This window comes from Lactobacillus iners DSM 13335, assembly GCF_000160875.1.
Lineage (GTDB): Bacteria > Bacillota > Bacilli > Lactobacillales > Lactobacillaceae > Lactobacillus > Lactobacillus iners.
The window spans coordinates 65806-91844 of the sequence record NZ_GG700804.1 but is presented as its reverse complement, the minus strand read 5'-3'; the positions used below and the strand labels follow the sequence as shown (position 1 = coordinate 91844).

At 33.0% G+C, this 26039-nt stretch carries 27 protein-coding genes and 2 tRNA genes; 22 read left to right on the top strand and 7 right to left on the bottom strand.

Annotated features, from left to right (window positions below; genetic code table 11):
* Positions 1-56 precede the first annotated feature (56 nt).
* Positions 57-2237 (bottom strand): LTA synthase family protein, encoded by a 2181-nt coding sequence (locus HMPREF0520_RS01975; RefSeq protein WP_006729227.1) that lies wholly within the window; start codon positions 2235-2237, stop codon positions 57-59.
* 221 nt (positions 2238-2458) lie between these two features.
* Between HMPREF0520_RS01975 and HMPREF0520_RS01970 the strand changes: the two genes are divergently transcribed.
* From HMPREF0520_RS01970 to HMPREF0520_RS01960, 3 genes are all read left to right on the top strand, one after another.
* The gene (locus tag HMPREF0520_RS01970; protein WP_006729226.1) at positions 2459-3799 is read left to right on the top strand and encodes a glucose-6-phosphate isomerase; all 1341 of its coding nucleotides are present in this window, start codon (positions 2459-2461) and stop codon (positions 3797-3799) included.
* A gap of 91 nt (positions 3800-3890) precedes the next feature.
* Positions 3891-4784: an ABC transporter ATP-binding protein gene (locus HMPREF0520_RS01965; RefSeq protein WP_010222384.1), complete on the top strand. Its 894-nt coding sequence runs from the start codon at positions 3891-3893 to the stop codon at positions 4782-4784.
* The gene (locus HMPREF0520_RS01960) at positions 4781-6010 is read left to right on the top strand and encodes an ABC transporter permease (RefSeq protein ID WP_006729224.1); all 1230 of its coding nucleotides are present in this window, start codon (positions 4781-4783) and stop codon (positions 6008-6010) included. The genes HMPREF0520_RS01965 and HMPREF0520_RS01960 overlap by 4 nt, the downstream gene beginning before the upstream one ends.
* A 63-nt stretch (positions 6011-6073) precedes the next feature.
* Here the strand turns inward: HMPREF0520_RS01960 and HMPREF0520_RS01955 are convergent.
* Both HMPREF0520_RS01955 and HMPREF0520_RS01950 read right to left on the bottom strand, forming a co-directional pair.
* Positions 6074-6146, bottom strand: a tRNA-Gln gene (locus HMPREF0520_RS01955).
* A gap of 4 nt (positions 6147-6150) precedes the next feature.
* Positions 6151-6222 (bottom strand) — tRNA-Glu (locus HMPREF0520_RS01950).
* Positions 6223-6348: 126 nt separating this feature from the next.
* Between HMPREF0520_RS01950 and HMPREF0520_RS01945 the strand changes: the two genes are divergently transcribed.
* Positions 6349-7362: a serine hydrolase domain-containing protein gene (locus HMPREF0520_RS01945; RefSeq protein ID WP_006729223.1), complete on the top strand. Its 1014-nt coding sequence runs from the start codon at positions 6349-6351 to the stop codon at positions 7360-7362.
* A 2-nt stretch (positions 7363-7364) separates the two neighbouring features.
* On the opposite strand, the gene HMPREF0520_RS01940 is transcribed toward HMPREF0520_RS01945, so the two are convergent.
* Positions 7365-8717, bottom strand: coding sequence for a Mur ligase family protein (locus HMPREF0520_RS01940; RefSeq protein WP_006729222.1), 1353 nt, complete (start codon positions 8715-8717; stop codon positions 7365-7367).
* 129 nt (positions 8718-8846) lie between these two features.
* On the opposite strand from HMPREF0520_RS01940, the gene HMPREF0520_RS01935 reads away from it, so the two are divergent.
* The 18 genes from HMPREF0520_RS01935 (at position 8847) to HMPREF0520_RS01850 (ending at position 22810) form a co-directional block, all read left to right on the top strand.
* Complete coding sequence (locus HMPREF0520_RS01935) at positions 8847-9440, top strand: thymidine kinase (protein ID WP_006729221.1); 594 nt, start codon at positions 8847-8849, stop codon at positions 9438-9440.
* 32 nt (positions 9441-9472) lie between these two features.
* The gene (prfA, locus tag HMPREF0520_RS01930; RefSeq protein WP_006729220.1) at positions 9473-10561 is read left to right on the top strand and encodes a peptide chain release factor 1; all 1089 of its coding nucleotides are present in this window, start codon (positions 9473-9475) and stop codon (positions 10559-10561) included.
* Positions 10554-11393: a peptide chain release factor N(5)-glutamine methyltransferase gene (gene prmC, locus HMPREF0520_RS01925; RefSeq protein WP_010222387.1), complete on the top strand. Its 840-nt coding sequence runs from the start codon at positions 10554-10556 to the stop codon at positions 11391-11393. Before prfA ends, prmC begins: the two co-directional genes overlap by 8 nt.
* Positions 11394-11397: 4 nt before the next feature.
* Positions 11398-12393, top strand: a complete 996-nt coding sequence (locus HMPREF0520_RS01920; protein WP_006735586.1) for an L-threonylcarbamoyladenylate synthase — start codon at positions 11398-11400, stop codon at positions 12391-12393.
* A 97-nt stretch (positions 12394-12490) separates the two neighbouring features.
* Complete coding sequence (gene upp / locus HMPREF0520_RS01915) at positions 12491-13120, top strand: uracil phosphoribosyltransferase (RefSeq protein ID WP_006730115.1); 630 nt, start codon at positions 12491-12493, stop codon at positions 13118-13120.
* 94 nt (positions 13121-13214) lie between these two features.
* Complete coding sequence (atpB, locus tag HMPREF0520_RS01910) at positions 13215-13931, top strand: F0F1 ATP synthase subunit A (RefSeq protein ID WP_010222390.1); 717 nt, start codon at positions 13215-13217, stop codon at positions 13929-13931.
* A gap of 18 nt (positions 13932-13949) precedes the next feature.
* Positions 13950-14162: a F0F1 ATP synthase subunit C gene (atpE, locus tag HMPREF0520_RS01905; RefSeq protein WP_006729215.1), complete on the top strand. Its 213-nt coding sequence runs from the start codon at positions 13950-13952 to the stop codon at positions 14160-14162.
* A gap of 44 nt (positions 14163-14206) precedes the next feature.
* Positions 14207-14707 (top strand): F0F1 ATP synthase subunit B, encoded by a 501-nt coding sequence (atpF, locus tag HMPREF0520_RS01900; RefSeq protein ID WP_006729214.1) that lies wholly within the window; start codon positions 14207-14209, stop codon positions 14705-14707.
* On the top strand, positions 14707-15276 hold the full coding sequence (gene atpH, locus HMPREF0520_RS01895) for an ATP synthase F1 subunit delta (protein ID WP_006729213.1): 570 nt from the start codon (positions 14707-14709) through the stop codon (positions 15274-15276). The genes atpF and atpH overlap by 1 nt, the downstream gene beginning before the upstream one ends.
* The gene (gene atpA, locus HMPREF0520_RS01890; protein WP_006729212.1) at positions 15266-16777 is read left to right on the top strand and encodes a F0F1 ATP synthase subunit alpha; all 1512 of its coding nucleotides are present in this window, start codon (positions 15266-15268) and stop codon (positions 16775-16777) included. Before atpH ends, atpA begins: the two co-directional genes overlap by 11 nt.
* A gap of 17 nt (positions 16778-16794) precedes the next feature.
* Positions 16795-17748, top strand: a complete 954-nt coding sequence (locus HMPREF0520_RS01885; RefSeq protein ID WP_006729211.1) for a F0F1 ATP synthase subunit gamma — start codon at positions 16795-16797, stop codon at positions 17746-17748.
* A 23-nt stretch (positions 17749-17771) separates the two neighbouring features.
* Positions 17772-19214 carry a F0F1 ATP synthase subunit beta gene (gene atpD, locus HMPREF0520_RS01880; protein WP_006730163.1) on the top strand — a complete coding sequence of 481 codons (1443 nt, stop codon included), beginning with the start codon at positions 17772-17774 and terminating at the stop codon, positions 19212-19214.
* 11 nt (positions 19215-19225) lie between these two features.
* The gene (locus tag HMPREF0520_RS01875; protein ID WP_006729209.1) at positions 19226-19660 is read left to right on the top strand and encodes a F0F1 ATP synthase subunit epsilon; all 435 of its coding nucleotides are present in this window, start codon (positions 19226-19228) and stop codon (positions 19658-19660) included.
* A 49-nt stretch (positions 19661-19709) separates the two neighbouring features.
* On the top strand, positions 19710-19943 hold the full coding sequence (locus tag HMPREF0520_RS01870; RefSeq protein ID WP_006729208.1) for a DUF1146 family protein: 234 nt from the start codon (positions 19710-19712) through the stop codon (positions 19941-19943).
* 65 nt (positions 19944-20008) lie between these two features.
* Entirely contained in the window at positions 20009-20998 is a 990-nt protein-coding gene (gene mreB, locus HMPREF0520_RS01865) for a rod shape-determining protein (RefSeq protein ID WP_006729207.1), read from the top strand.
* 76 nt (positions 20999-21074) lie between these two features.
* Positions 21075-21359: a membrane protein insertion efficiency factor YidD gene (gene yidD / locus HMPREF0520_RS01860; protein ID WP_010222395.1), complete on the top strand. Its 285-nt coding sequence runs from the start codon at positions 21075-21077 to the stop codon at positions 21357-21359.
* Between the two features lie 13 nt (positions 21360-21372).
* A complete protein-coding gene (locus HMPREF0520_RS01855) occupies positions 21373-21600 on the top strand; it encodes a DUF2969 domain-containing protein (protein WP_006730189.1) in 228 nt (75 codons plus the stop codon).
* Positions 21601-21616: 16 nt separating this feature from the next.
* Positions 21617-22810 carry an FtsW/RodA/SpoVE family cell cycle protein gene (locus HMPREF0520_RS01850; protein WP_006729204.1) on the top strand — a complete coding sequence of 398 codons (1194 nt, stop codon included), beginning with the start codon at positions 21617-21619 and terminating at the stop codon, positions 22808-22810.
* 69 nt (positions 22811-22879) lie between these two features.
* On the opposite strand, the gene HMPREF0520_RS01845 is transcribed toward HMPREF0520_RS01850, so the two are convergent.
* From HMPREF0520_RS01845 to rpsD, 3 genes are all read right to left on the bottom strand, one after another.
* The gene (locus HMPREF0520_RS01845) at positions 22880-23353 is read right to left on the bottom strand and encodes a universal stress protein (protein WP_006729203.1); all 474 of its coding nucleotides are present in this window, start codon (positions 23351-23353) and stop codon (positions 22880-22882) included.
* 596 nt (positions 23354-23949) lie between these two features.
* Positions 23950-25257: a replication-associated recombination protein A gene (locus HMPREF0520_RS01840; protein ID WP_006730188.1), complete on the bottom strand. Its 1308-nt coding sequence runs from the start codon at positions 25255-25257 to the stop codon at positions 23950-23952.
* A 74-nt stretch (positions 25258-25331) separates the two neighbouring features.
* The gene (gene rpsD, locus HMPREF0520_RS01835; protein ID WP_006730196.1) at positions 25332-25943 is read right to left on the bottom strand and encodes a 30S ribosomal protein S4; all 612 of its coding nucleotides are present in this window, start codon (positions 25941-25943) and stop codon (positions 25332-25334) included.
* Positions 25944-26039: the final 96 nt, after the last annotated feature.

Sequence of the window (26039 nt, the reverse complement as noted above, 5' to 3'; positions counted from 1 at the left end):
CTATTTGAGAGCACTATATTTTGATCATAGTCTTTTTTTATATGCAATTTTTTGCACTATTTATTTAGTGGTGCATCTTCTTTTAATAAGTTTTTTGCTTCTTTTCGTGTCTTAATAACATTTGCAGGAAGGTCGAATAATTTATCTTTATTAATTTGGAATGCATCTGTTTTGTACATATCAATAGTTGAACCTCTATTTTCAGAATAAAGGGAAGTTGAATTATTGCCTACCATTTTTCTAATTCTAATCATATTAAGATAATTCAATTGATAATTGAAAGTTAAAGGGTCGACTGGAATGAAACCCTTTGGGGTATAGAAACGTAAAAGATTACGATTATTCAATAAATCGGAGTAACGTAAAGACTTAGCCGCTTGCTTAATTAAATGCTCAATATGGGCTTTTTGTTTATCTGTCAGATTATTGATTTTTTCACCAGTGTTAAAATCGTATATTCGATTAAGATTATTTCTACCGCCCATAATAATATAATGTGGTGTAATGATTGTGCCATTTCTGAAAATAACAAATTTTTGCCGCTTATTAGATAATAGGTCATTACCAAATTGAATGTAGTTTTTAGTATCAATACCTAGTAAGTGAAGTAAAGTTGGTAAAACATCAATTTCGCCAGCAATATTGGATTTGATACCACCTTTTAGTCCGTTCATATGGATCATAAATGGAACTCGTTGCAAGTTAATAGTGTCATATTCACTCCATGGTTTATCAGCTTTGTTGAGAATAGGAGCTAGGGCATTAGTTTCATTGTCTGAGCTACCTACACCATAATGATCTCCATATAAAATTACTATTGATTTTTTGTCTAGGCCCGATTTTTTCAAATATTCAAAAAACTCTCTGATTGATTGATCTAAATAATGAGCAGTTTGAAAATAGTTATTAATGGTGGTGTTGTTAGTATTGGTAGTTTTAAAATCTTTATCTAAATCTTCAGTGTCCATATTATAGGGATAGTGGTTAGTTACTGTTAAAAATTTGACATAAAAAGGTTGTTGCAGTTGTTCTAGATATTTGATACTCTCGGCAAAAAGCAATTTATCTTTAAGTCCGTAGCCAACTTTATCTTTCTTCTCGTTGAAATAATATGATGAGTCGAAGAAATAATTATAGCCTAAATTTTTATAGACTTCATTACGATTCCAAAATGTACCGATGTTTCCATGAAAAACAGCGGATGTGTAGCCTCGTTGTCTTAAAATTTGAGGAGCTGCTTGGAAGGTGTTTTCATTACCTAATGACGAGAATAAAGATCCATCGGCAATACCAAAAGTGCCAGTTTCTAGCATCGTCTCAGCATCACTAGTTCTCCCTAAACCTACTTGGTGGAAAAAGTTTTTGTAGGAAATAGTATTTTTGCTATGATAAATACTATTTAAAAAAGGTGTTACTTCTTTATTGTTAATCTTTAAATCAATTAAAAATTGTTGGAAACTTTCTAGATGTAATATAATGACATTTTTACCTTTAGCTTTGCCAAAATATTTAGGATTAATGCCAGCATATTTTTTCCTAGTATAAGCTAAAATTTTATTGATTTGGCTAGCATTAATATTTCTTTTGCTACTGCCAGATTGTGCACTGCGTGTTAAATCATATAGCGTATAATTGCTTAAGCCAATGTATTTGACAACGTAAGAACGATCAAAAGTATTACGTAATAATTTTGGTCGAGCTGTTTCCGCTAATGCTAAGTTTAGCAAGGCAATGAAAAGTCCAAATGATGTAATGGCAAAAGAAAAATTAATATTATAATGTCGCTGATCAAGCTTAATTATTTTTAACACCAATAAACAAACAATAACGATGATGTCTAACCAGATTAAAATATCTAATGGTTGCATCAATGCAACAGTACTTTTACCTAAACCTTGCGTCACTTTACTAGTATTTTGAATCGTTTTAAAGGTTAAAAAGTCGTTGAATTGCCTAAAGTAAATAATATTTGAAAATAATAATGTAGTATTGGCGATATCCAACAAAATCATAAAAATATATGACAAAAGTGGCTTAGTAATATAAAAGGCAATACTAAATAAAATTATTGTTGAGCCTAGAGAAGAGATCAATGCAATAATTTGTTGGTAATAATCATTTAGTTGTAATTTAAAATAAAAGTAAAAGGCAAACATGTATTTTAACCAGAATAATATAGTTAGTATCGTTAAAAAACATACTTTACTTTGCCTAAAATTATATTTGTTATTTATCATCAATTTACTCCTTATACTGATATTTTACTGATATTTTTAAAAAACGCCAAATTTTAATTATAAATACTTTTCAACAAGCTAGATCAGTTAGTATTTCAAGTGTTTTCATCATCTAAATGATAATTGTTTGCGGTAACATACGATTGTAGTATTTTTTCGGATTTTTTCTGCTAAAATGAAAGTGTATACAGTTTTAATTCTCATAGAAAGAAGTTTGAAAGATGACAAAAGTTTTAAGTTTTGACGATAGTAAATTGGCACCTTTTGTTCATGATAATGAATTAAAGGAAATGCAAGCTATGGTGAACGCTGCAGATCAAGAATTACGTGAAGGAACTGGAGCAGGAGCAGACTTCCGTGGCTGGATTGATTTACCTGTAAATTATGATAAAGATGAATTTGCCCGAATTAAAAAAGCTGCTGCTAAAATCCAAAAAGATTCTGAAGTTTTAATCGGAATTGGAATTGGTGGATCTTATTTAGGAGCTCAAGCTGCGATTGAATTTTTAAATAGTGCTTTTTATGGCAAAGGCAAAGAAAAGTATCCAACTGTTGTTTTCTGTGGTAATTCAATTTCTGGTTCATATTTATATGATTTAATTGAATGGTTAGGTGATAAAGACTTCAGCTTAAATATTATTTCTAAGTCAGGTACTACTACAGAACCATCCATTGCCTTTCGTGTGTTGAAAGAAAAATTAGTTGCTAAGTATGGTAAAGAAGAAGCAGCTAAGAGAATTTATGCTACAACTGATCGTCAAAAAGGTGCTTTAAAGACTGAAGCAGATGCTGAGGGATATGAAGAATTTGTTGTTCCTGATGATTTAGGAGGACGTTTCTCAGTATTATCAGCAGTAGGTCTTTTACCAATAGCAGTTGCTGGTGGTGATATTGATGCCTTGATGAAAGGTGCAGCTGATGCACGCAGTGACTATCAAACTACTGATGTTTTAGGTGATAATCCATATAAGTATGCTGCTTTAAGAAATATTTTGTACCGCAAAGGATTTACTACAGAATTGCTAGAGAATTACGAACCAACATTGAGAATGTTTGGTGAATGGTGGAAACAATTGTTCGGTGAATCTGAAGGTAAAGACCAAAAGGGTATTTATCCATCTAGTGCAAACTTTACTACTGATTTACATTCATTGGGTCAATATATTCAAGAAGGGCGTCGCAATTTGATGGAAACTGTTGTGCGAGTAGAAAATCCAAGTCATGACATTACTATTCCAAATGATGCTGAAAATCTAGACCAGTTAAACTTCTTATCTGGTAAGACGATGAATTATGTCAACGATCGTGCATATGAAGGTGTAGTTTTAGCACATACAGATGGTGGAGTTCCAGTGATGACTGTCAATATTGCAGATCAAAGTGAACATACATTAGGTTATATGATTTACTTCTTCGAATTGGCAGTAGGTATATCTGGATATTTGAATGGAATTAATCCATTCAACCAACCAGGTGTTGAAAGCTATAAACGTAATATGTTTGGTCTTTTAAACAAGCCTGGTTATGAAGATTTACATGATGATTTAACTAAGAGACTTTAATAACTTATAATTTGCTAAAAAAGATATATGTACATATATCTTTTTTTATTTTCATATGATATCTTTTACTATATGTGAGGAGGCGAATCTTATGTTAACAATTAAGCAGTTAAATAAGAGTTTTGGCAATAAACAAGTCTTATATGATGTTAACTTTACTGCTCAAGATGGACATATTTTGGGATTGATCGGAAAAAATGGATCTGGTAAAACTACTATTTTTCATAGTATTTTAAAATTTGTGGAATATAGTGGTGCTATTTCAATTGACGGTCATCCATTCGGAGCAGGTGATTACAATAGTGTGGGTTATTTACCCGAAGAACGTAGTTTGTTACCTAAATTCAAGATTAAGCAACAGATTAAATTCTTAGCTAGGTTAAAAGGAATGGATGATAAAGAAATCGATAAATTATTAGCTGACTGGATGTCGCGACTTGAAGTTAAAGGAAAGGTTGATGACAAAATAAAAAGTCTTTCTAAAGGAAATCAACAAAAAGTGCAAATGATTGCGACTCTTATTCATAATCCACAATTAATTATTTTAGATGAACCTTTTAGTGGATTAGATCCTTTGAATGTTGAAATAATGAAGCGTGAGATTCTTAATCAAAAAAGTAAAGGAGCAACAGTTATCTTCTCAGATCATAATATGTCTAATGTAGAAGAGCTATGTGATGACGTGGTAATGATAGACAATGGTAAAGTTGTGCTTAACGGAAATACTTATGATGTGCGTAATAAATTCGGCTTAACGCGGATATATGTTAGAACCTCTATGGCTATTGAGGACTTATCCAAAATTGAGGGTGTTGAAAAAGCAGAATTACTTAATGATGGTCGAATCAAATTATACTTAACTTCGGCTGAATATGGTTATACAATTTTTGATATCTTATCACAAGGAAAATATATCCAAACATTTGATCAGGAGCCTCCTACTTTGAATGAGATATTTAAGCAAAAGGCGGGTGAAGGTTTATGAAAAAGATATTAATTGTTGCCAAGGAAACATTTTTTCGCCAAATAAAATCTTGGGGCTTTATATTTATGGTATTAGGTCCATTCATTATTGTTGGCATTAATATCATCATTGGTCTTGCTACAGCTAAGAGTGCTCACCAAAAGAATGACACTGATAATAGGATTGCTGTAGTTTGTAAAGATAATTTACTAAAAACCAATTTAAAAGCTAATCCAGATGTTAAACTTTATGACAATCAAGCTACAGCTAGTAAATTATTTGAAAAAGGGAAAATTAAAGGTTATCTTTACTTGACTATTAAAAAGAATCAGCAATTGGATGCAACGGTTTATCTGCAACCAACTGATTCTAGCAATATTCATAAAAGAAGTAGTGTAATTATATCTGGACTACAAAATAATATTAATTTTGCTACAGCTAAGCTATCTAATGAACAAAAAAAGAAAATTATGACAGTACCTGAGGTACATGTAAAACAAGCAGAAAAGTCCAAAGAAATCAAAAATGATACAGGTATTAAAATAATCTGTTTCTATGCTGTCTGTTTTATCTTATATTTCATTTTGTTGATATATAATGGTGTTACTACACAGGAAATTGCTACAGAAAAAGGAACTAAGATTATGGAAGTTGTTTTTTCAAGTATGCCTGGTGGTGATTACTTTATTGGTAAAATAATGGGATTAATTGGAGAAGTATTATTGCACATAGGCATTTATCTTGTAGGTGGATATAGCATTTGGCGATTATTACCTTATTTTAAAGAAGGTAAAACATTAGTACATCAATTTGATCCTTTTGTTGGTGCAATTTTAGGTAATATAGGTGTTTATAGTCTGATATATGTTGTTGCTGCATTAATCATTTGTCTTATTTTGGCTGCATTATGTGGAGCTTTGGCTTCTAAGCCAGAAAATGCAGGTAAAACTGCCCAATTTATGACAATTTTGATTATTTTGTGTTTTATTTTAGCTACACAATTTAATAATAATGTACATAGTAACTTGTTATTTGTTTTATCATATGTTCCTTTTATTTCTTCATTTATGATGCCAATTAGAATTATTTATGAAGTAGCATCTACGTGGGAAATATTAATTTCAATTTCAATAACAGTAGGCTTTTTAATAGGGATATTGATCTTAATTAGAAGAATATATCCACGTTTAATTTTACAGACTGATGATAGTGTGTTTAAGGCACTTAAAAAGGCTATGATGAAATAATAGTCAATAAAAAAAGCTACTTTAAATAAAGAGCTTTTTTTATGTGAGTAAGAAATCGTAAGATTGGGTTGACCGGGCTCGAACCGATACATTAGGGATTCAGAGTCCCCCGCCTTACCAATTTGGCTACAACCCAGTAATCACCCGTACGAGAATTGAACTCGTAACTCCACCTTGAGAGGGTGGCGTCTTAACCATTTGACCAACGGGCAAAACTAACAATAACTAATATAATTTAATATTTTAAAGATGTCAAGGCTTATAATTAAAATTTTGTATAATCGATGGTAATTTGATATGTATAGCAGGTATGATATATATTAAGTGGGTGATAAATTATGGAGTTCTTAAAGACTAAAAAATTGATTGAAATGATGGTAGCATCCAAAATAGTACCTGGTGTTAATTATCTAATTTTTAAAAATAATGATGTATGGCAAAATACAGTAGGGTTGTCACAAATAATACCGCAACCTATTCCATTAAAAGCAGATGCAATTTATGATTTAGCTAGTTTGACTAAGGTTATTGGCACAACTAATGTTCTGTTGAAATTAGCAGATGAAGGTAAAATTGCTTTCAATGATACTTTAAAGATGTATTTGCCTGAATTTTTAGATAAGAGAGTAAAATTAAGTGATTTATTAACACATACTAGTGGTATTAAAGGTTGGATTGCTAATCGGGATCAATTAAATGCACGTGAATTATTGCAGGCAATTATTAATCTACCTGTAACAGAAGAGTTTGAACATAAAGTGCGTTATGCTGATACTAATTTTATTTTATTAGGCTTAGTACTTGAAAAAATATATCAGCAAGATTTGCAAGATATCATTATGCACGAAGTAATCAAGCCTGCAGGACTTAAAGCAACTAGTTTTGCTCCTGATGCTAATAAAACAGTCCCTACAGCAATGAATCAGCAGGGAATTATGTTGTGCGGTGTAGTGCATGATCCTAAAGCACGAGTGTTAGGTAAAAGTTGTGGGTCAGCAGGATTATTTTCTAATATTGCTGATTTATATCGATTAGCACAAGGCTATGTTGGATTAAGGGATGATATTTTGCCTTTTGGCTCAGCAACATTATCTGAGTTATACAAAATAAAAACCCCCGCTAAGCTGCATGCTCGTAGCTGGGGGTGGGATTTGTGCTTTGATCCATCTGATCATCATACATTGATTTATCATACAGGATTTACTGGAACATTCATGTTACTTGATAAGGTCAAAAAAACAGGGCTAATTGTCTTAACAAATCGTATATATCCTTCTGGACACAATTTGATTTTCCTAAAAATGCGTCAAAAAATTATCGAGTCTTTTTTATTAGAAAACTCGATAATTTAAATTTACATATTTACATTGATTATTTTTCTTTCTGCCATTTTTTTACGCAAGCTAAGCATAGCAGTATAAGTTGATAGAATATATATTTTTTTGCAAGGCAAATTAGGAATTGCATCGATTAACTCGTCATCAGTAGGAGTAGTTTCCATGATTTTAGGATCAAAACCAGCGACTTTTAGTCGTAAATGCATATCTTGGTGGCGTGAACCACCAACTAAGATGTGTTTAATATTTTCTTTGTGTAAGGATTCATAATTGGAATCCCAGATCCATGAAGTGTCAATACCATCTGCATGATTGGCATTCAATAAAGTTATTAAAGAATAGTCGTCATTTTCAGTATTGAGCATATTTAGAACAGAATCTAAGCCAACTGGATTTTTGACTAAAATTAGAATGATTTCCTTATCAGAGTAGTTAATTAATTCTTGTCTCCCAAAAATTCGCTTATTTTTGCTAAATGATCTGGCAATCTCATCATCTGACAAGCCAAATTCTTTAGCTACAGAATAGGCAGCTAAGGCATTATATATGTTATAGGTGCCACCAATAGCCATTTGATATACTTTAGTACCCATTTTAAATGTTAATGATTTAGGCGTTTGTTTGACGATTTCATTGACAGTATATTTTAATTTAGGTCGATGAAAATTACATTTAGGGCAGAAATAGTTACCTAAATTAGCATAGACTATTTCATGGTAATGTAGAATATTATGACATTTAGCACATAATACACCATCAGTATTAACTGGAGCTAGTAAATCAGTTTTTTGGTCTGAATTATTTAAATCAAAGCCATAGAATATTTTCTGGTTAGTTAGATCGTCTGATGAAAAAATGCTTGCATCACCATTTGCCACAATGGTAGCATCAGGACAATTTTTAATTCCAGTGATAATCTTTTCATAAGTCGTATAAATTTCACCATATCGATCCATTTGATCTCTGAAAATATTGGTTAATACCACTACCTTTGGCTTTAAATAAGTAGTAATAATTTTTAAATAAGCCTCGTCTACTTCTAAGACAGCGATTTTACGTTGACTATGTTTTTTGCGATGAGCTAAAAAGGCAGTTATTATTCCTTGTAACATGTTTGAGCCCGAAGGGTTAGTTAACACATCACCATATTTTTCTTTTAGTGCTTCTGTTATGATAGAAGTAGTCATTGTTTTGCCATTGGTTCCTGTTACAAGTATGACTTCATAATCGCTAGCAAGTTCTTCCAAAATATTGTGGTCAATTTTAACAGCCAATTTTCCAGGAAAACTTGTTCCACCGTTGAAAATATTGTGCAAGACTAAGTAAGAAACTTTACCTAAGAATTTGGCTAAATTAGTTTTAATAAACATATTGATCCTCCATTTCAAACTAGAACATACTATAGCATATGATTAACATTAAAACGATATTTATCTGCAATATTTATTAATTTAATCTATACTTATTTTATGTAAAGAAAATAAAGGGGAGAAATTAACATGCCACAATTATTTTTTCGTTACGGAGCAATGAGTTCAGGTAAAACAATAGAAATTTTAAAAGTTGCTCATAATTATGAGGTGCAAGGAAGAAAAATAGTTTTAATGACGAGTGGATTGGATGATCGAAGCGGTGTCGGTGTAGTTTCTTCACGAATTGGATTACATCGAACTGCTGTTGCGATTGATCATGATATGAATATTTTTTCTTACGTTAAGGAAGAAAATAAAAAATCTTTGAATATTGAGCATGAACCATTAGCTTGTGTTTTAATAGATGAGGCACAGTTTTTAACAAGACAACATGTTTTACAATGTACTCATATTGTTGACGACCTTAAAATACCTGTCATGGCCTTTGGTTTAAAAAATGATTTTCAGAATCACTTATTTGAAGGTAGTGAGAATTTATTGATTTTTGCTGATAAAATAGAAGAGATGAAAACTATTTGTCATTATTGCGGTCATAAGGCAACAATGAATTTAAGAATAAATAATGGAGTACCAGTTTATGAGGGAGAACAAGTACAAATTGGTGGAGACGAGAGTTATTATCCAGTTTGTCGACATCATTATTTTAATCCCGAAAAGTAAATTATTTTTATGATGAAAGAGGAATTTTGCCAATGGATAAAGTTATGGCACAGTTAGAGAGCTTATTAGCTCATTATGAAGAATTGCAGGAAATGATGTCAGATCCTGAAGTTATCAATGATACTAAAAAGTATATGGAAATTTCAAAAGAAGAGGCCGATTTGCGTGAAGTAGTTGAAAAATACAAACTTTTTTGCAATGATCAGTCAGAAATTGCTAACAATAAAGAAATTATATCTCATGAATCCGATTCAGATTTAATTGATATGGCTAAAGAAGAAAATATAGCCCTTGAAGAAGAAGTAACTAAGCTAGAAGAAGAAATAAAAATTTTGATGTTACCTAAAGATCCTAATGACGATAAGGATATCATTATGGAAATAAGAGGGGCTGCTGGTGGTGATGAGGCATCTTTATTTGCAGGTGATTTGTTGCGGATGTACCAAAAATATGCTGAAAATCAAGGCTGGCAGATGTCGATTATTGACGCTGAAGAAACTGAAGTTGGTGGTTTTAAGCGTGTTGCTGTGATGATTAGTGGTGATAAAGTTTATTCAAAATTGAAATATGAAAATGGAGCACATCGTGTCCAAAGAATTCCTGTAACTGAATCACAAGGACGTGTACATACATCTACTGCAACAGTTGCTGTTATGCCAGAATATGAACAAGTAGATTTAGATTTAGATCCTAAAGATATTAGGGTTGACGTTTATCGTTCATCTGGTGCGGGCGGACAGCATATTAATAAAACTTCTAGTGCGGTTAGAATGACACACTTACCAACTGGTATTGTAGTGGCTATGCAGGATCAAAGATCACAACAACAGAATCGTGAAAAAGCTATGCAGATTTTGAAATCAAGGGTTTATGATTTTTATGAGAGTCAAAATCAGGCTAGTTATGATGCTAAACGAAAAGAGTCCGTTGGTACTGGTGATAGATCAGAAAGAATTAGAACATATAATTATCCACAAAATCGTGTTACAGATCACCGCATCGGTTTAACTTTAAATAAATTAGATCGAATTATGAATGGTGAGTTAGAAGATATTATTAGTGCACTAGTTTTATATTACCAAACAAAACAATTAGAAAAGATGGCTGATGATAATGCCTAGCTTTAGAACATTAAGGACGAAGTTTATTGCTGAAAATCCACAAATTATAGCAGAAGATGTTGATTTTGTTTTAGCAGAAAGGCAAAATTTGACTCCTAGTCAATATCATTTGCAATTGGATCAGGATTTGCCTAAAGAACAATTAACTCAAATAAAAAAAGATTTAAATAAATTGCATAAGGGGATGTCACCTCAATATATCGTAGGTCATGCATGGTTTTTAGGTTATAGTATTGATGTTCATCCTGGCGTATTGATTCCTAGATTTGAGACTGAAGAGCTAGTTACATGGGCTTTAGATTATCTCAAGGATAATAGTAAAGTATTAGACTTAGGTACTGGTTCTGGGGCGATCACTGTTGCATTAGCTAAAAAAGCTGAGTGCAAGAATATAAACAATATTGTGTATTATGCTAGTGATATTACTGATTCGGCATTACGGCAAAGTGAGGAAAATTTCCTAAAATTTAACTTGAATGATATCATCACTAGAAAAGCAGATGTCCTGATAGGATTAGAAAAATTTGATTTAATTATTTCCAATCCACCATATATTAAAAATAGTGAAAAAGATTTGATGGATCAAAATGTTATAAAAAATGAACCAGAAGAGGCACTTTTTGCTGGAGCAGATGGCTTAGATTTTTATCGTCGTTTTGTTAAACAAGTTCCAAAACATTTAAACAAAGATGGACATTTCTTTTTGGAGTTTGGTTTTTCACAAAAGGATTTATTGGCTGAATTATTTGCCAAGGAGCTTCCTGAATTTACAATTGAATTTAAAAATGATTTAGCTGGTAAACCGCGAATGGTTCATGGAAGGTGGAAATAATAAATTGGATACACAAATTTTTAATAAAGATAATATTAAACAAGCTGCTCAATTGTTAGCACAAGGCGAGTTAGTAGCTTTTCCTACTGAAACTGTTTATGGCTTAGGAGCTGATGCTACTAATGAAGAAGCAGTCAAAAATGTATATAGAGCTAAAGGCAGGCCAAGTGATAATCCTTTGATTGTAACTGTTGCAGATGAAGCGATGATGAAAAAATATGTTACTGAAATACCTGCTGATGCTCAAAAGTTAATTGACCATTTTTGGCCAGGTCCGTTGACTTTAATTTTATTTGTTAAAGAAGGTGCATTGCCTGATGCTGTGACTGGAGGATTGCCAACAGCTGCTTTTAGGTGTCCACAGGATCCTTTAACTAATGAGTTAATTCATACTTTAGCTAGACCAATTGTAGGTCCATCAGCTAATACTTCTACTAAGCCTTCGCCAACGACAGCAGAACATGTATATCATGATTTAAAAGGCAAGATTGCTGGTATTATTGATAATGGTCCTACAAAAATAGGATTAGAATCGACAATTATCGATTTATCTGTAGATCAACCAGTAGTTTTAAGACCAGGTGAAATTACTCCAGATGAGTTATCAGAAGTATTACATAAAAAAGTTTTACTCAATAAAGGTACAGTTCAAACTAAAGATGTGCCTAAAGCACCAGGGATGAAATATCGTCACTATGCTCCTAGCTCACCAGTGTATATTGTGGATGATCCAGCAGATTTTGCATATATACCGCATGATTCATCAGTAGGTGTAGCTGCATTAGCTGATAATTTGCATGATTTGGGAGATGCAGATAGCTTTTCATTAGGTGTTTCTATTGATGAAGCAGCACATAATTTGTTTGGTGCATTAAGATATTTTGATAGTAATGAGCAAATAAAAACGATATATGTTCAAGGTTTTGCTAAAGGAAATATTAGTGCAGCATATATGAATAGATTAAATAAGGCTGCTTCAGGAAATCATTTTAAAAAATAGGCGAGATTAATTCTCGCTTTTTTTTGATGTTTTGAGTTCATTGTATCTAATGTCTGCTAAAATAATAGTCGGATATATTTTTTTACAGGAGGAAATTATGGGAAAGTTTACAGTTCTGAATCATCCGTTAATTCAACACAAATTAACTATTATTCGGAAAAAGACAACAGGTACTAACGAGTTTCGTCAAATAGTTGGTGAGATTGGTGGATTAATGGTGTATGAGATGACACGTGATTTACCATTGAAGAACGTTGAAATTGAAACTCCAATTGGTAAGACCGTTCAAAAAGAATTGGCAGGTAAGAAATTAGTAGTTGTACCGATTTTACGTGCAGGTTTGGGAATGGTTGAAGGTGTTTTGCAGATGATACCATCAGCTAAAGTTGGACATATTGGTATGTATCGTGACGAAGAGACTTTAAAGCCACATGAGTATTTCTTCAAAATGCCCCCTGAAGTTGAACAAAGACAATGCATTATTGTCGATCCTATGTTAGCTACGGGTGGTTCAGCTAATTTGGCTATCGGTGCCTTGAAAAAACGTGGCGTAACTGATATCAAGCTAGCCGTTTTGGTTGCTGCACCTGATGGTGTGAAGGCAGTCCAAAAGGAAAATCCTGATGTTGATATATATGCAGCAGCAGAAGATGAAAAATTAATGTCTAATGGATATATTTTCCCAGGTTTGGGAGATGCCGGTGACCGTTTATTTGGAACAAAATAAACAATAACTGAATATTTATTTGAAAATTTAATAAAAACGGGCGTATAATTTTATATGTGTGCATGGTAATAAGCACTGGAAGGGAGGTCACGAAGTGGGTGAGAAATCTATAGTTGTTAATTTTTTAGGATTGAACTTTAATATTACCAATTGCTTTTCAGGAACTTTGGTAGCAATTGCAATATTCGGATTAGTTTATTGGTTATCAGGTAAAGTTTGTTTAAAGCCAGGAAAAAAGCAGAATTTTCTGGAAGCTATTATCGACTTTACAAATGGTATAGTTAAGAATAATGTTTCCGATAGTGAAGTGCAATCAAACTTATCATTGTATGCATTTACATTATTTTTGTTTATTTTCTTTATGAACCAATTGGGTTTATTCCTAGAAGTAAAGATTAATGATCAAATTCTTGTCAAATCACCAACAGCAAGTCCATTAATTACAATGACGATGGCGATGATGACATTGCTTTTATCGTATCACTTTGGCATTAAAAAGTTTGGAGCAAAGGGCTTTATAGCTAATTATGCCAAACCAGTTGGATTTTTGCTGCCGATTAATGTTATTGAAGAGTTTACGAATTTTTTGACGCTGTCGTTACGTTTGTACGGTAATATATATGCCGGTGAAGTATTATTGAATTTGATTGGCGAGCATCTTGCTAAAAGTGCAGGATGGGCAACAATCTTCGCTTCGGTACCATTAACTATGATATGGCAAGGCTTCTCTATTTTTATAGGCTCGATCCAGGCATATGTATTTGTAACACTTTCGATGGTTTATATTAATAAGAAAGTCATGGAAGAATAATTTTTTGGAGGTTTTTTTATGAAACAATTAGCTGCCGCACTTGTTGCAGGTCTGACTGCGTTAGCTGCATGTTGGGGTAATGGACGTGTTATCTCAAAGACTATTGAGGGTATGACAAGACAACCCGAAATTTTTAATGAATTAAGAACTAACATGTTTATTAGTGTTGGTTTGATTGAAGCTGTTCCTATTTTGGCAATTGTTATCAGTTTCTTAATTCTTTTCTTGTAATTATTTAGCTATGTGTATTTAATTACAGGAAAGGAGGGTTTCATATGCAAATAATGTTAGCTGCTATCAAGCTCGAATTAGGTGATACTTTATATTATCTTTTAATTTTTGCTGCATTGTTGTGGTTAGTCAATCATTTTGCTTTTGGACCTGTATCATCAATGATGGAAAAAAGGCGTAAAAAAGTCATTTCTGATTTAGATGATGCAGAAAATAAGCAAAAGAAAGCAGAATTGTTAGCTAATCAACGTGAAGCAGAATTAAAGAATTCGAAGCAGGAAGCAACACAAATCCTTTCTATAGCTAAGAGCAATGCGGAAAAGACCAAAGATGGAATTATCAGTGCTGCTAATAGTGAAGCTGCTTCTATTAGAGAAAAAGCTACACAAGATGCTGCACAAGCAAAAGCTGATGCATTAAATCAAGCTCATGATGCAGTAGCTGATATTTCTGTCACCATTGCTGAAAAGTTGATTGGTAAGAACCTTTCGATGGCAGATCAGAAAGATTTGGTAGATAAATTTATCAAGGGGCTGAATGAGTAATGTCTCTTAGTAGGGAAGAAATAGCTTCCAGATATGGAATGGCGTTATTTGAATATGCTAAAGAAAACGCTAAACTTGCACTTGTTCATGATGAGGTGGATGAGCTGATTAAAGTTTTGCAGGAAAATCCTAAATTTGAATTGTTGATGGCTTCTCCTTTGTTGTCTAGTAACGACAAGAAGCAAATATTAAAGGCAGTAACTGCTGAAATGACAGTAGAGATGGCTAATTTCTTACATTTAGTTTTAGAATATGGTCGTTTTGAGGATTTAGGTTGTATTTTGCAAGCTTTTGATAAGTTTTATGATCGAGAGATGAATGAGGCAAGTGGCGTAGCAATCAGTGCTATTGCTCTTGATGATGAACAGTTAGCTGCCATTAGTAAGTCATATGCTAATAAATTCAACTTGAGTAATATTCATTTAACTAATCAAGTAGATGCCAATATTCTGGGAGGTGTGGTTCTTAAAGTAGGGGATCACATAATTGATGGATCAATCAAAAATAAATTGCAGCAGATTCGCAAGCAATTAAGTATAAGTAAAAGAGGTGAGACCATTGAGCATTAAAGCGGAAGAATTAAGTGCTTTAATTAAACAACAACTTGAAAATTACAGTGAAAAGCTCAACGTCGACGAAGTTGGTACAGTTACTTACGTCGGTGACGGTATCGCCAGAGCTCACGGCTTAGATAATGTTTTATCAAGTGAGTTATTAGAGTTTTCTAATGGTTCATATGGTATTGCACAGAACCTTGAAGCAAATGATGTTGGTATTATCATTTTAGGTAAATTCGATGACATTCGTGAAGGTGATCAAGTTAAACGTACAGGAAAAATCATGGAAGTTCCTGTGGGTGAGGCATTGATCGGTCGTGTTGTTAATCCATTGGGACAACCTGTAGATGGCCTAGGTGAGATAAAGACTACAAAAACTAGACCTATAGAAAGCAAGGCTCCCGGTGTTATGGAGCGTCAGTCCGTTAACCAACCTTTACAAACAGGTATTAAGGCAATCGATGCCTTGGTTCCAATTGGTCGTGGTCAGCGTGAGTTGATTATTGGTGACCGTAAAACAGGAAAGACTGCACTGGCTATTGATACTATCATTAACCAAAAGGGTCAAAATGTAATTTGTATTTATGTTGCTATTGGTCAGAAGGAATCAACAGTTAAAAATTCCGTTCAAACTTTGAAGCGATTTGGAGCAATGGATTATACGATTGTTGTTCAAGCTGGACCTAGTGAGCCAGCTCCAATGCTTTACATCGCTCCATATGCAGGTACTGCAATGGGTGAGGAATTTATGTACAATGGTAAGGATGTGCTTATTGTTTTTGATGACTTAAGCAAGCAAGCAGTTTCTTATCGTGAAATATCATTATTACTTCGTCGTCCACCTGGTCGTGAAGCATATCCTGGTGATGTTTTCTATCTACATTCACGTTTGTTGGAACGTAGTGCTAAATTGAGCAAAAAATTAGGTGGTGGTTCAATGACTGCCTTACCATTTATTCAGACACAAGCCGGTGATATTTCAGCATATATTCCAACTAATGTTATTTCAATTACTGATGGACAAATTTTCTTAGAGTCAGATTTGTTCTTTGCAGGTACTAGACCAGCTGTTAATGCTGGTGAATCAGTTTCACGTGTTGGTGGTAGTGCACAGATTAAGGCTATGAAGAAAGTTGCCGGAACTTTGCGTGTTGACCTTGCTTCATATCGTGAATTGGAAAGCTTCGCACAATTTGGCAGTGATCTAGATCAAGCTACACAAGCTAAGCTTAATCGTGGACGCAGAACTGTAGAAGTTCTTAAGCAACCATTGCATAAGACATTACCTGTTGAAGATGAAGTGTTGGTATTATATGCACTGACACATGGCTTTCTTGATGAGATACCAGTTCCTGATATTCTTCGTTATGAAAATGAATTGTATGATTTCTTTGCAAGTAATCATAATGATTTACTCGATGTTATTAGGAAAACTGGTAATTTACCAGATGAAGACAAATTAAAGGCTGCTTTAAAAGACTTTAACGAAGGTTTTTCAATAGGTAAAAATTAGGAGGGAAGGTTATTTAAATGACAGAGTCTCTCCTTGAATTGAAGAAAAAAATCTCTTCTATTCAAAAAACAGGTCAAATTACTGAAGCCATGAGAATGGTTTCAGGTGTAAAACTTAATCGTACTGAAAAGTTAAATCAGGCTTATACAGTATATAATGATCATATTCGTCAAACTATTTCTCATCTTGTTAGTGCCAAAATTTTTGATGAGTTTAACAAGAAAAATGTGGAAATGTGTGACGATGAAATAAATTCACTTGACTATAGTGATATATTCGAATTGGGTAAGATTGTGGACTTGATTCAACCACGCAAGGAAATTAAAAGTACTGGTTACTTAGTAATTAGTGGTGACCGTGGTTTGGTAGGTTCCTATAATAACCAAGTCATTAAAAATATGATGGATATTTTTAAAGATGCTGAAATTGAAAAAAGAGATGTCAAAATACTAGCCGTAGGTAGTATTGCTGCACAATTTTTCAAAAAGCAGAATTTGAATGTCGTATACGAATATAAGGGAGTAGATGATGTTCCTAATTATAAACAAGTTAGAGACATTATCCAGTCGGCGATTAAAATGTATCAAAACGGTGTATATGATGAATTATATGTTTGTTATACTCACCATGTGAATACTTTATCTTCAGCATTTCGTGTTCAGAAGATGTTACCAATTTCTGATTTAGATATTTCTGATGAGGAAGTGGTCCCTAAAGATTATATTGTTGCCCCGAGCGTTGATTCGGTTTTGAGATCGGTTTTACCGCAATTTGCCCGTTCAATGATTTTTGGTGCAATTTTGGATGCTAAAACTGCAGAACATGCAAGTTCTATGACTGCAATGCAAAGTGCATCTAAAAATGCTGAGGATGTTGTTTCTAGATTGACAACCAAGTTAAATAGGGCTAGACAAGCACAAATTACCACACAGATTACTGAAATTGTTGGTGGTGCTAATGCCCTTGAATGATAAGAGGAATAGAGGTAGATATTTTGAGCAAAGGTAAAATTTTACAGGTTATCGGACCTGTTGTTGATGTTCAATTTCCTGTTGATAAAAAATTACCTGATATTAATAATGCCTTGCATGTAAAAAACACTAATGGTGATATCTTAGTGCTTGAAGTAACACTTGAACTTGGTGATGGTGTTTTAAGAACTATTTCAATGGAATCTACCGACGGATTGAGACGTGGGATGGAAGTTGAGGACACAGGCGGTCCAATTTCTGTCCCTGTTGGTAAAGCAACATTAGGTCGTGTATTTAATGTTTTAGGTGATCCAATTGATGGTGGCCCTGAAATTGCTGATGACGTTCAACGTGATGGAATTCATAAGGATGCACCTAAGTACAATGATTTGAGTACCAGTGAAGAAATTCTAGAAACAGGTATTAAAGTTATTGACTTGTTGGAACCATATGTCCGTGGTGGTAAAGTTGGATTGTTCGGTGGTGCAGGTGTTGGAAAAACAACTATTATTCAGGAATTGATTCATAATATTGCTCAAGAACATGGTGGTATTTCTGTATTTACTGGAGTTGGCGAACGAACACGTGAAGGAAATGACCTTTATTTTGAAATGAAGGCATCTGGTGTTTTAGCTAAGACAGCCATGGTCTTTGGGCAGATGAATGAACCACCTGGTGCACGTATGAGAGTTGCGTTAACTGGGTTAACTATTGCGGAATATTTCCGTGATGTAGAAGGTTTAGACGTATTATTGTTTATTGATAATATTTTCCGATTTACTCAAGCAGGATCAGAAGTTTCAGCTTTGTTAGGACGTATGCCTAGTGCTGTAGGATACCAACCAACTTTGGCTACAGAAATGGGTCAATTGCAAGAAAGAATTACGTCTACTAAAAAGGGTTCTATTACATCTATTCAGGCAGTTTATGTTCCAGCTGATGACTATACAGACCCTGCACCTGCAACAACATTTGCCCACCTAGATGCTACTACTAATTTGGAGCGTCGCTTAGTTGAGCAAGGTATATATCCTGCTGTTGATCCTTTGGAATCAACATCCAGTGCCTTGGATCCTGAAGTAGTTGGTAAGGATCATTATGAAGTTGCTGTTCAAGTGCAGCATATCTTACAAAGATATCAAGAATTACAGGATATTATTTCTGTTTTGGGAATGGATGAATTATCAGATGAAGAGAAATTAATTGTTGCTAGAGCAAGAAAAATACAATTCTTCTTGTCACAGAATTTCTTCGTAGCTGAACAATTTACTGGCTTGCCAGGTTCATATGTTCCAATCAAAGAAACCATTAAAGGGTTTAAGATGATTATTGATGGTAAGTTAGATGATTTACCTGAAGATGCATTTAGAAATGTTGGTCCAATCGAAGATGTAATTAACAAAGCTAATACTATGGGAGTAGTACCTAGTGACCCTGATGCTAAAGCTATGTTGAAAGCAAAGTAGGTTGATATATCATGGTAGAAGCAGAGAAGCTTTTAACTGTAACTGTTGTTACACCTGATGGAGTTATTTATTCACATCGCTCAAGTAAGATTTCATTTAGAGCGATTGATGGTGAGAGAACAATTTTGTATAATCACTTACCTTTAATTACTCCATTAGCTATTGCAGAAGTTAAAGTTAAGCGAGAATCCAAACATGGAGTTGATCATATAGCAGTTAATGGTGGTTATATGGAATTTTCAGATAACAAGGCTACTATTATTGCTGATAGTGCGGAACGTGCACGAAATATTAATGTTGAACGTGCACAAGTTGCTAAAGAGCGTGCAGAAAAGCATATCCAAGAAGCTAAATCTCATCATAATGATCGTGAGATGTATAAGGCTAAAATTGCTTTAGAGCGAGCACTTAATCGTTTACATGTTCGTGAAAATTTAGGTAAATAATCGTAAAGGATGGGTTTTTGCCCATCTTTTTTTGTTTAAGGAGAAAAAGATGAAAGATTTAGGTATAGGTGCTTTAATAAGAATTATTACATATCTCGTGACAATTGCTTATTCCTTTAAGGTTGTTAAATGTCTTGCATTGGAAAAATTTATCCGTAAAGGGAAGACTAATGAAGTTAAAATCTTATTGATTTTTATTGCCATTTCATTAGGTTATTTAGTTGGACAATTTTTAATTAATTTAATGTATTATTCAATGTTACTGAAATGGTTATTTATTTAATACCTATTAAATAAAATATATTTTTGTGATACAATTTTTAGTGATTAATTACTGGAGGTATTGTAGTGGCAAAAGACATAGGAATTGATTTAGGTACAGCTAATGTTTTGATAAATATTGCAGGTAAAGGCATCGTTTTAAATGAACCATCTGTAGTTGCTGTTGATACTAATTCAAATAAAGTAGTTGCTGTAGGCACAGAAGCTTATAAAATGGTAGGTCGTACTCCTGGTAATATCAGAGTAATTCGTCCTTTAAAAAATGGTGTGATTGCGGACTTTGATATTACTGAAGCAATGTTAAGTTATTTTATCAATAAGTTAAATGTAAAAGGTTTTATGTCTAAACCTAATATATTAATTTGTGCTCCGACAGGTGTTACATCGATAGAACAAAAGGCTATTATTCAAGCTGCAGAAAAATCAGGTGGAGGAAGAGTTTACTTAGACTTTGAACCGAAAGTAGCTGCAGTTGGTGCTGGTTTGGATATTTTTAAACCGCAGGGAAATATGGTAATTGATATTGGTGGTGGAACTACTGACATTGCCGTTTTGTCAATGGGTGAAGTTGTAACTTCTCGCTCACTTCGCTGGGCTGGTGATAAAATGAACCAAGCTGTTATTAATTATATTAAAAATAATAAGAATTTGTTGATAGGACAGTGTACTGCTGAACAAATAAAAATTCAAATCGGTACGGCTTTTGATGCTGATCCAGAGAAAGTTATTTCAGTAAGAGGTAGAGATATTATAGATGGCTTGCCAAAGCAGACAGTAGTTTCAGCAACGGAAATTCAATCATCATTAGAAGATGGATTGATGTCCATTGTGGCAGCAACCAAAGAAGTATTAGAAAAAACTCCGCCAGAGTTATCGGCTGATATTATTGACCGAGGTATTATGCTAACTGGTGGTGGTGCCTTGTTGACTAATATTGATAAGTTGATCACTTATTATTTACAAGTTCCAGTGTTAGTGGCAGATAATCCTTTGGAAGCTGTTGCTAATGGAACAGGTATTTTGCTAAAAAATATTCAGGAACATTCCAAAAAATAGGATGAAACCTATTTTTGATTCAAATTGTTGTGTCCTTACTTTTTTCATGGATACATTTATTTCAATTTTTAAATTAATGAAAAAATTACTTATTAATATGGTGATTATTTATCAAAAGTGTATATCACCATTATTTCCACCTACATGTAGATATTATCCGACATGTTCTAAATATATGATTACTGCTATATCTAAACATGGGTGTATTTTAGGAATTATTATGGGCGTTGCACGTATCATTAGATGTAATCCGTTCGTCCGTGGTGGTGTAGATCCTGTGCCAGATTTTTTTACTATCCGCAGAAATCCGCATCCTGAGAAATATATGGATCCAATAATTGCCAAAAAATTTTATAAATAAATTAGGAGATAGTATGTCAAAAAAGCTAGAAAATATTGAAATAGAAGTTAACGAACAGAAAAATGCTTCTGTTCCAACTTGGGAGGTTATTATTCCAGGTAAAAAGAGTGTAGGTATAATTGAAAAAGATAATGATCGATATCATGCTATTACTGCTAAGTCTGGATATAGTATATATTCTAAGACTTTAGAAAGTGCGATTAATGAATTGTTATCATATTTTACACTTCACGAAAAGTAAAAAGTGGTGATAGGTAATGGCAAAAGTAGAAAACAAATCCGACTGGTTTGATAGAGTAGCTTGGGGTATTGTGCTATCTGTTTTTACATTAGCTTTAATCAGTTTGTATGCTATCTGGGTGGCAGCTAGTAATGATCCTAATTTGGGTAGACCAAAGTATATTGTAGCTGTGCAAGGCTTGTGGTATGTAGTATCCATTGCTATTGTTATTTTTATTATGCGATTTGATTCTGAGCAATTATTTAAATTAGCCCCCTATGCATATGCTACAGGAATTATTTTATTAATTGCGGTCTTATTTTTATATAATCGCAGTACCTTTAATGAAACTGGTGCCAAGAGTTGGTTTAAACTAGGGCCTTTAACATTTCAACCTTCAGAAGTTATGAAACCAGCATTCATCTTAATGCTAGCTCGTGTAGTTAATCAGCATAATTTACGATTTGAGCATCAAATTAAATCAGATTGGCAACTAATCGGTAAAATTATGGCATATCTTTTGCCAGTTGCGATATTGTTAAAATTACAAAATGACTTTGGTACCATGCTAGTTTTTATAGCTATTGTGGGTGGAGTTATTTTAGTATCTGGCATAACCTGGAAAATTATATTTCCTGTGTATGGTGTAGCTTTTTTATTAGGAGCTGTTGCTATATTATTGGTTACTACGCCAGGAGGTCAGGTAATATTAGGCCATTTTAATTTTAGAGCGTATCAATTTGAAAGAATAAATTCATGGCTTAATCCCTTTGGTGATACGTCTAAAGGTGCATATCAATTATGGTTGAGTATGAAAGCAATTGGCTCAGGGCAAATTTTTGGTCAAGGTTTTGGTAAAATAAATGTATATGTGCCTGTTAGAACATCAGATATGATTTTTTCGGTAATTGGTGAAACTTTTGGATTCGTAGGTTCGTGTGCCTTAATAGTTTTATATGGTTATTTAATCTTTAAGATGGTTAGGATTACCTTTGAAACAAAAAATACATTTTATTCATATATTTCAACTGGGATTATTATGATGATACTTTTCCATGTTTTTGAAAATATTGGAATGGGAATTGATTTATTGCCACTTACTGGTATTCCATTACCTTTTGTATCACAAGGTGGGTCTGCTTTGATTGGAAATATGATTGGAGTAGGTTTGATTTTATCAATGAAATGGCACCATAAAGATTATATTTTTAGTAGAGTAAAAGATTTTTAAAAATTACATCAGAATAGCAAAAAAATACACTTAACCTTGCAACGATTAAGTGTATTTTTATTAGAAAAATTATTTATTATTTTTGATATCTTGTTTTTGAGCTAATTGTTGGCGAATAACTAAGACGTCACAAACTGCAGTGCGAGTCACATATTCAGTTACACTACCGATAAGTAATCGCTCAATAACATTTAAACCAGTAGCACCAATGACAATCAAATCAATATTATGCTCATTTGGAAATTCATGTGCAATAATATTTTTTGGAGAACCATATTCAATAGAATAATGAACATGTTTTAAACCAGCATCAAGTGCTCGTTGATAATAATCTTCGATTTTTGTTTTAGCATCATTGGAAACTTGTTCTACCATTTCGGAATCAAAGCTTGATACATCTTGAAATGCTCTTGTATCAACTACATGCAATATTTCTAAATTAGCATCGTTCAAAATTGCAATTTCAACAGCACTTTTGAATGCAACATCTGCTTCTTTAGATCCATCAATTGCAATTTGAATATTTTTGTATTGTTTTGACATTAGCAATCACCTCAATAATATTTTACTCCAAAACATATAACCTTTATATATAAATATTTATTTTAAAATATTTAGCATCAGTGAAAATAGTACTAAGACAACACTGGCTAAAAATAATGTTATCAAGTTATAGTATTTATCAAAACTGAATAAAATAATTAAACCTAAAATTGCTACGAAGACTAAAATTAGGCTTGTACATTTGAATAAATTTCTTAAATTATTGTTATCTTTAATATTATAAATAAGAAATGTATTCTGTAATTGACACTTATATAAAAAATAAGCGACTAATAATATCAGCATAATAAATAGTAAGATTATCAATTGTAAAATAGACATTAAATTATCCTTTTAAAAATTATTATATATAACTATAAAAAAATCTAAGCATCAAGCATAAATAACGTCGTTGAACCCGAAAGTGTTCAAAAATTGATCCTACGTCGCCGTAAATATGGATTCCTAAAAATTAGGTATTCCGATTTAGTAGTTATTCGTAGAATCTAACGTCAATTGGTTGATCGGTCAACTCTTAATTAATACTTGATTACTTAGATCAATTATATTTTATCAAAAATTAACAATAAGTCAATTTAGTTACTTTTATTTAAATTTTTAGTTTGTAAATCCTTTAATTTTAAATATTGAGCTTTAATTGCTTCTTCAAATTTAGAATTACCTTTAGGTTTAAAAAGAATAGTATTAATTAGTTGATCAGGTAAATATTGTTGTGCTATCCAATCTTTATTAAAATCATGCGGATATTTATAACCTTGACCATGTTTTAGTTTAGCGGCTCCTTTAAAATGTGCATCTTTTAGGGATAATGGAATATCAATATCCTTTGTATTAGCAACTAAATCAATTGCTTGATTAATGGCTAAGTAAGCACTGTTACTTTTAGGTGAAGTACATAATTCGATAATACTATTTGCTAAAATAATTTTTGCTTCTGGTAAACCTACAGCTTCAGCTGCTTGTACAGCCAAGGTAGTACGACTACATGCAGCAGGATTGGCTAGACCAATATCTTCGTATGCAGTTACTAATAATCTTCGGCAAATTGACTTTAAATCTCCAGCTAGACATAGTTCGGCTAAATAGAAAAGTGCAGCATCAGTATCTGATCCGCGGATTGATTTCTGAAATGCAGAAAGGAGATTGTAGTGACTATCACCATTACTGTCAAAATTGTATGATTTGAATTGTACAGAATTCAGCATCTCACTTTCAGAAATAGTCAATTTATTGTGATATTGATTTGTCTGCATTAATTCTTGTTTGGTTGATAATACAGCTAGTTCTAAGGCATTAAGGGTTGATCGCAAGTCGCCATTTCCTTTTTGAATTAAAATATTTCTAGCTTCTGGCGTTAAAGTAACATTTTCTTTGCCTAATCCATTAATTGGATCAAGTAAAGCATGATCAATAGCCTTAGAAATATCTTCTGATTGAAGTGGTTTTAGTTCAAAAATCTGACAACGTGATCTAATAGCAGGTGAGATAGCAATATATGGATTTTCAGTAGTAGCACCGATTAAAATAATCTGCCCGGATTCCAACAGGGGTAATAAAAAATCTTGTTTACTTTTATCCAATCGCTGTATCTCATCTAATAATAGAATAACAGTACCACTCATTTTGCCTTCTTCGGCAACAATTTGTAAATCTTTTTTTGAATCTGTAGCTGCATTTAATTTTCTAAATGCATACTTAGTTGCACCAGCAATAGCTGTAGCAATGCTAGTTTTGCCAATTCCTGGTTGACCATAAAGAATCATAGAAGATAATAATTTGGCTTCTACCATTCTAGTGATGATTTTTCCTGGACCAATTAGATGTTGCTGACCAACAACATCAGTTAAACTATGTGGTCGCATTCTATATGCTAATGGTTGCATTTTTTTGTACATCCTCAATGATATATTTCATAATAAAAAAATCTTTCCATAAAGGAAAGATTCTTAACTGAATATTAAAGTTTCTTATTGTACCATTCAACGACAAGTGATTCATCAATTTCAGGTTCCATTTCGTCACGTTCAGGAAGACGAACTAATGAACCAGTCATTTTGCTTTCATCAAATGTTACAAAGGCAGGACGTGAAACTGTAGCTTCAAGTGCATCTTTAACTTGTTGTAAGTTCTTTGATTTTTCTTTTAAGCTAATTTCTTGACCAACTTTAACTTGGAAAGAAGGAATATCAACACGTTTACCATCAACTAATATGTGACCATGGTTTACCAATTGTCTTGCTTGTTCTCTAGTAGTTGCTAAACCTAAACGGTAAACTACATTGTCAAGACGCTTTTCAAGCATAATCATGAAGTTAACACCGTGCTTACCCTCGCGAATTTTACCTGCAAGGACAAACAAATTACGGAATTGACGTTCATTCAAACCAAACATCCAACGTAATTTTTGCTTTTCCTTTAATTGTTCACCATATTCGGAAACTTTAGTACGATTACCAGGACCGTGATCGCCAGGTGCGTAGTTACGACGACTAATTTCTTTACCAGTTCCTGAAAGTGAAATTCCCAAACGTCTTGAACGTTTCCAACTTGGGCCAGTATATCTTGACATAAAAATATCCTCCATAAAAACATAAAATAATTTCTGGAGTAAAATATAAGAATAAGCTCAACATTCGTGCATCTTAAGTTGAATTTTCACCCAGTG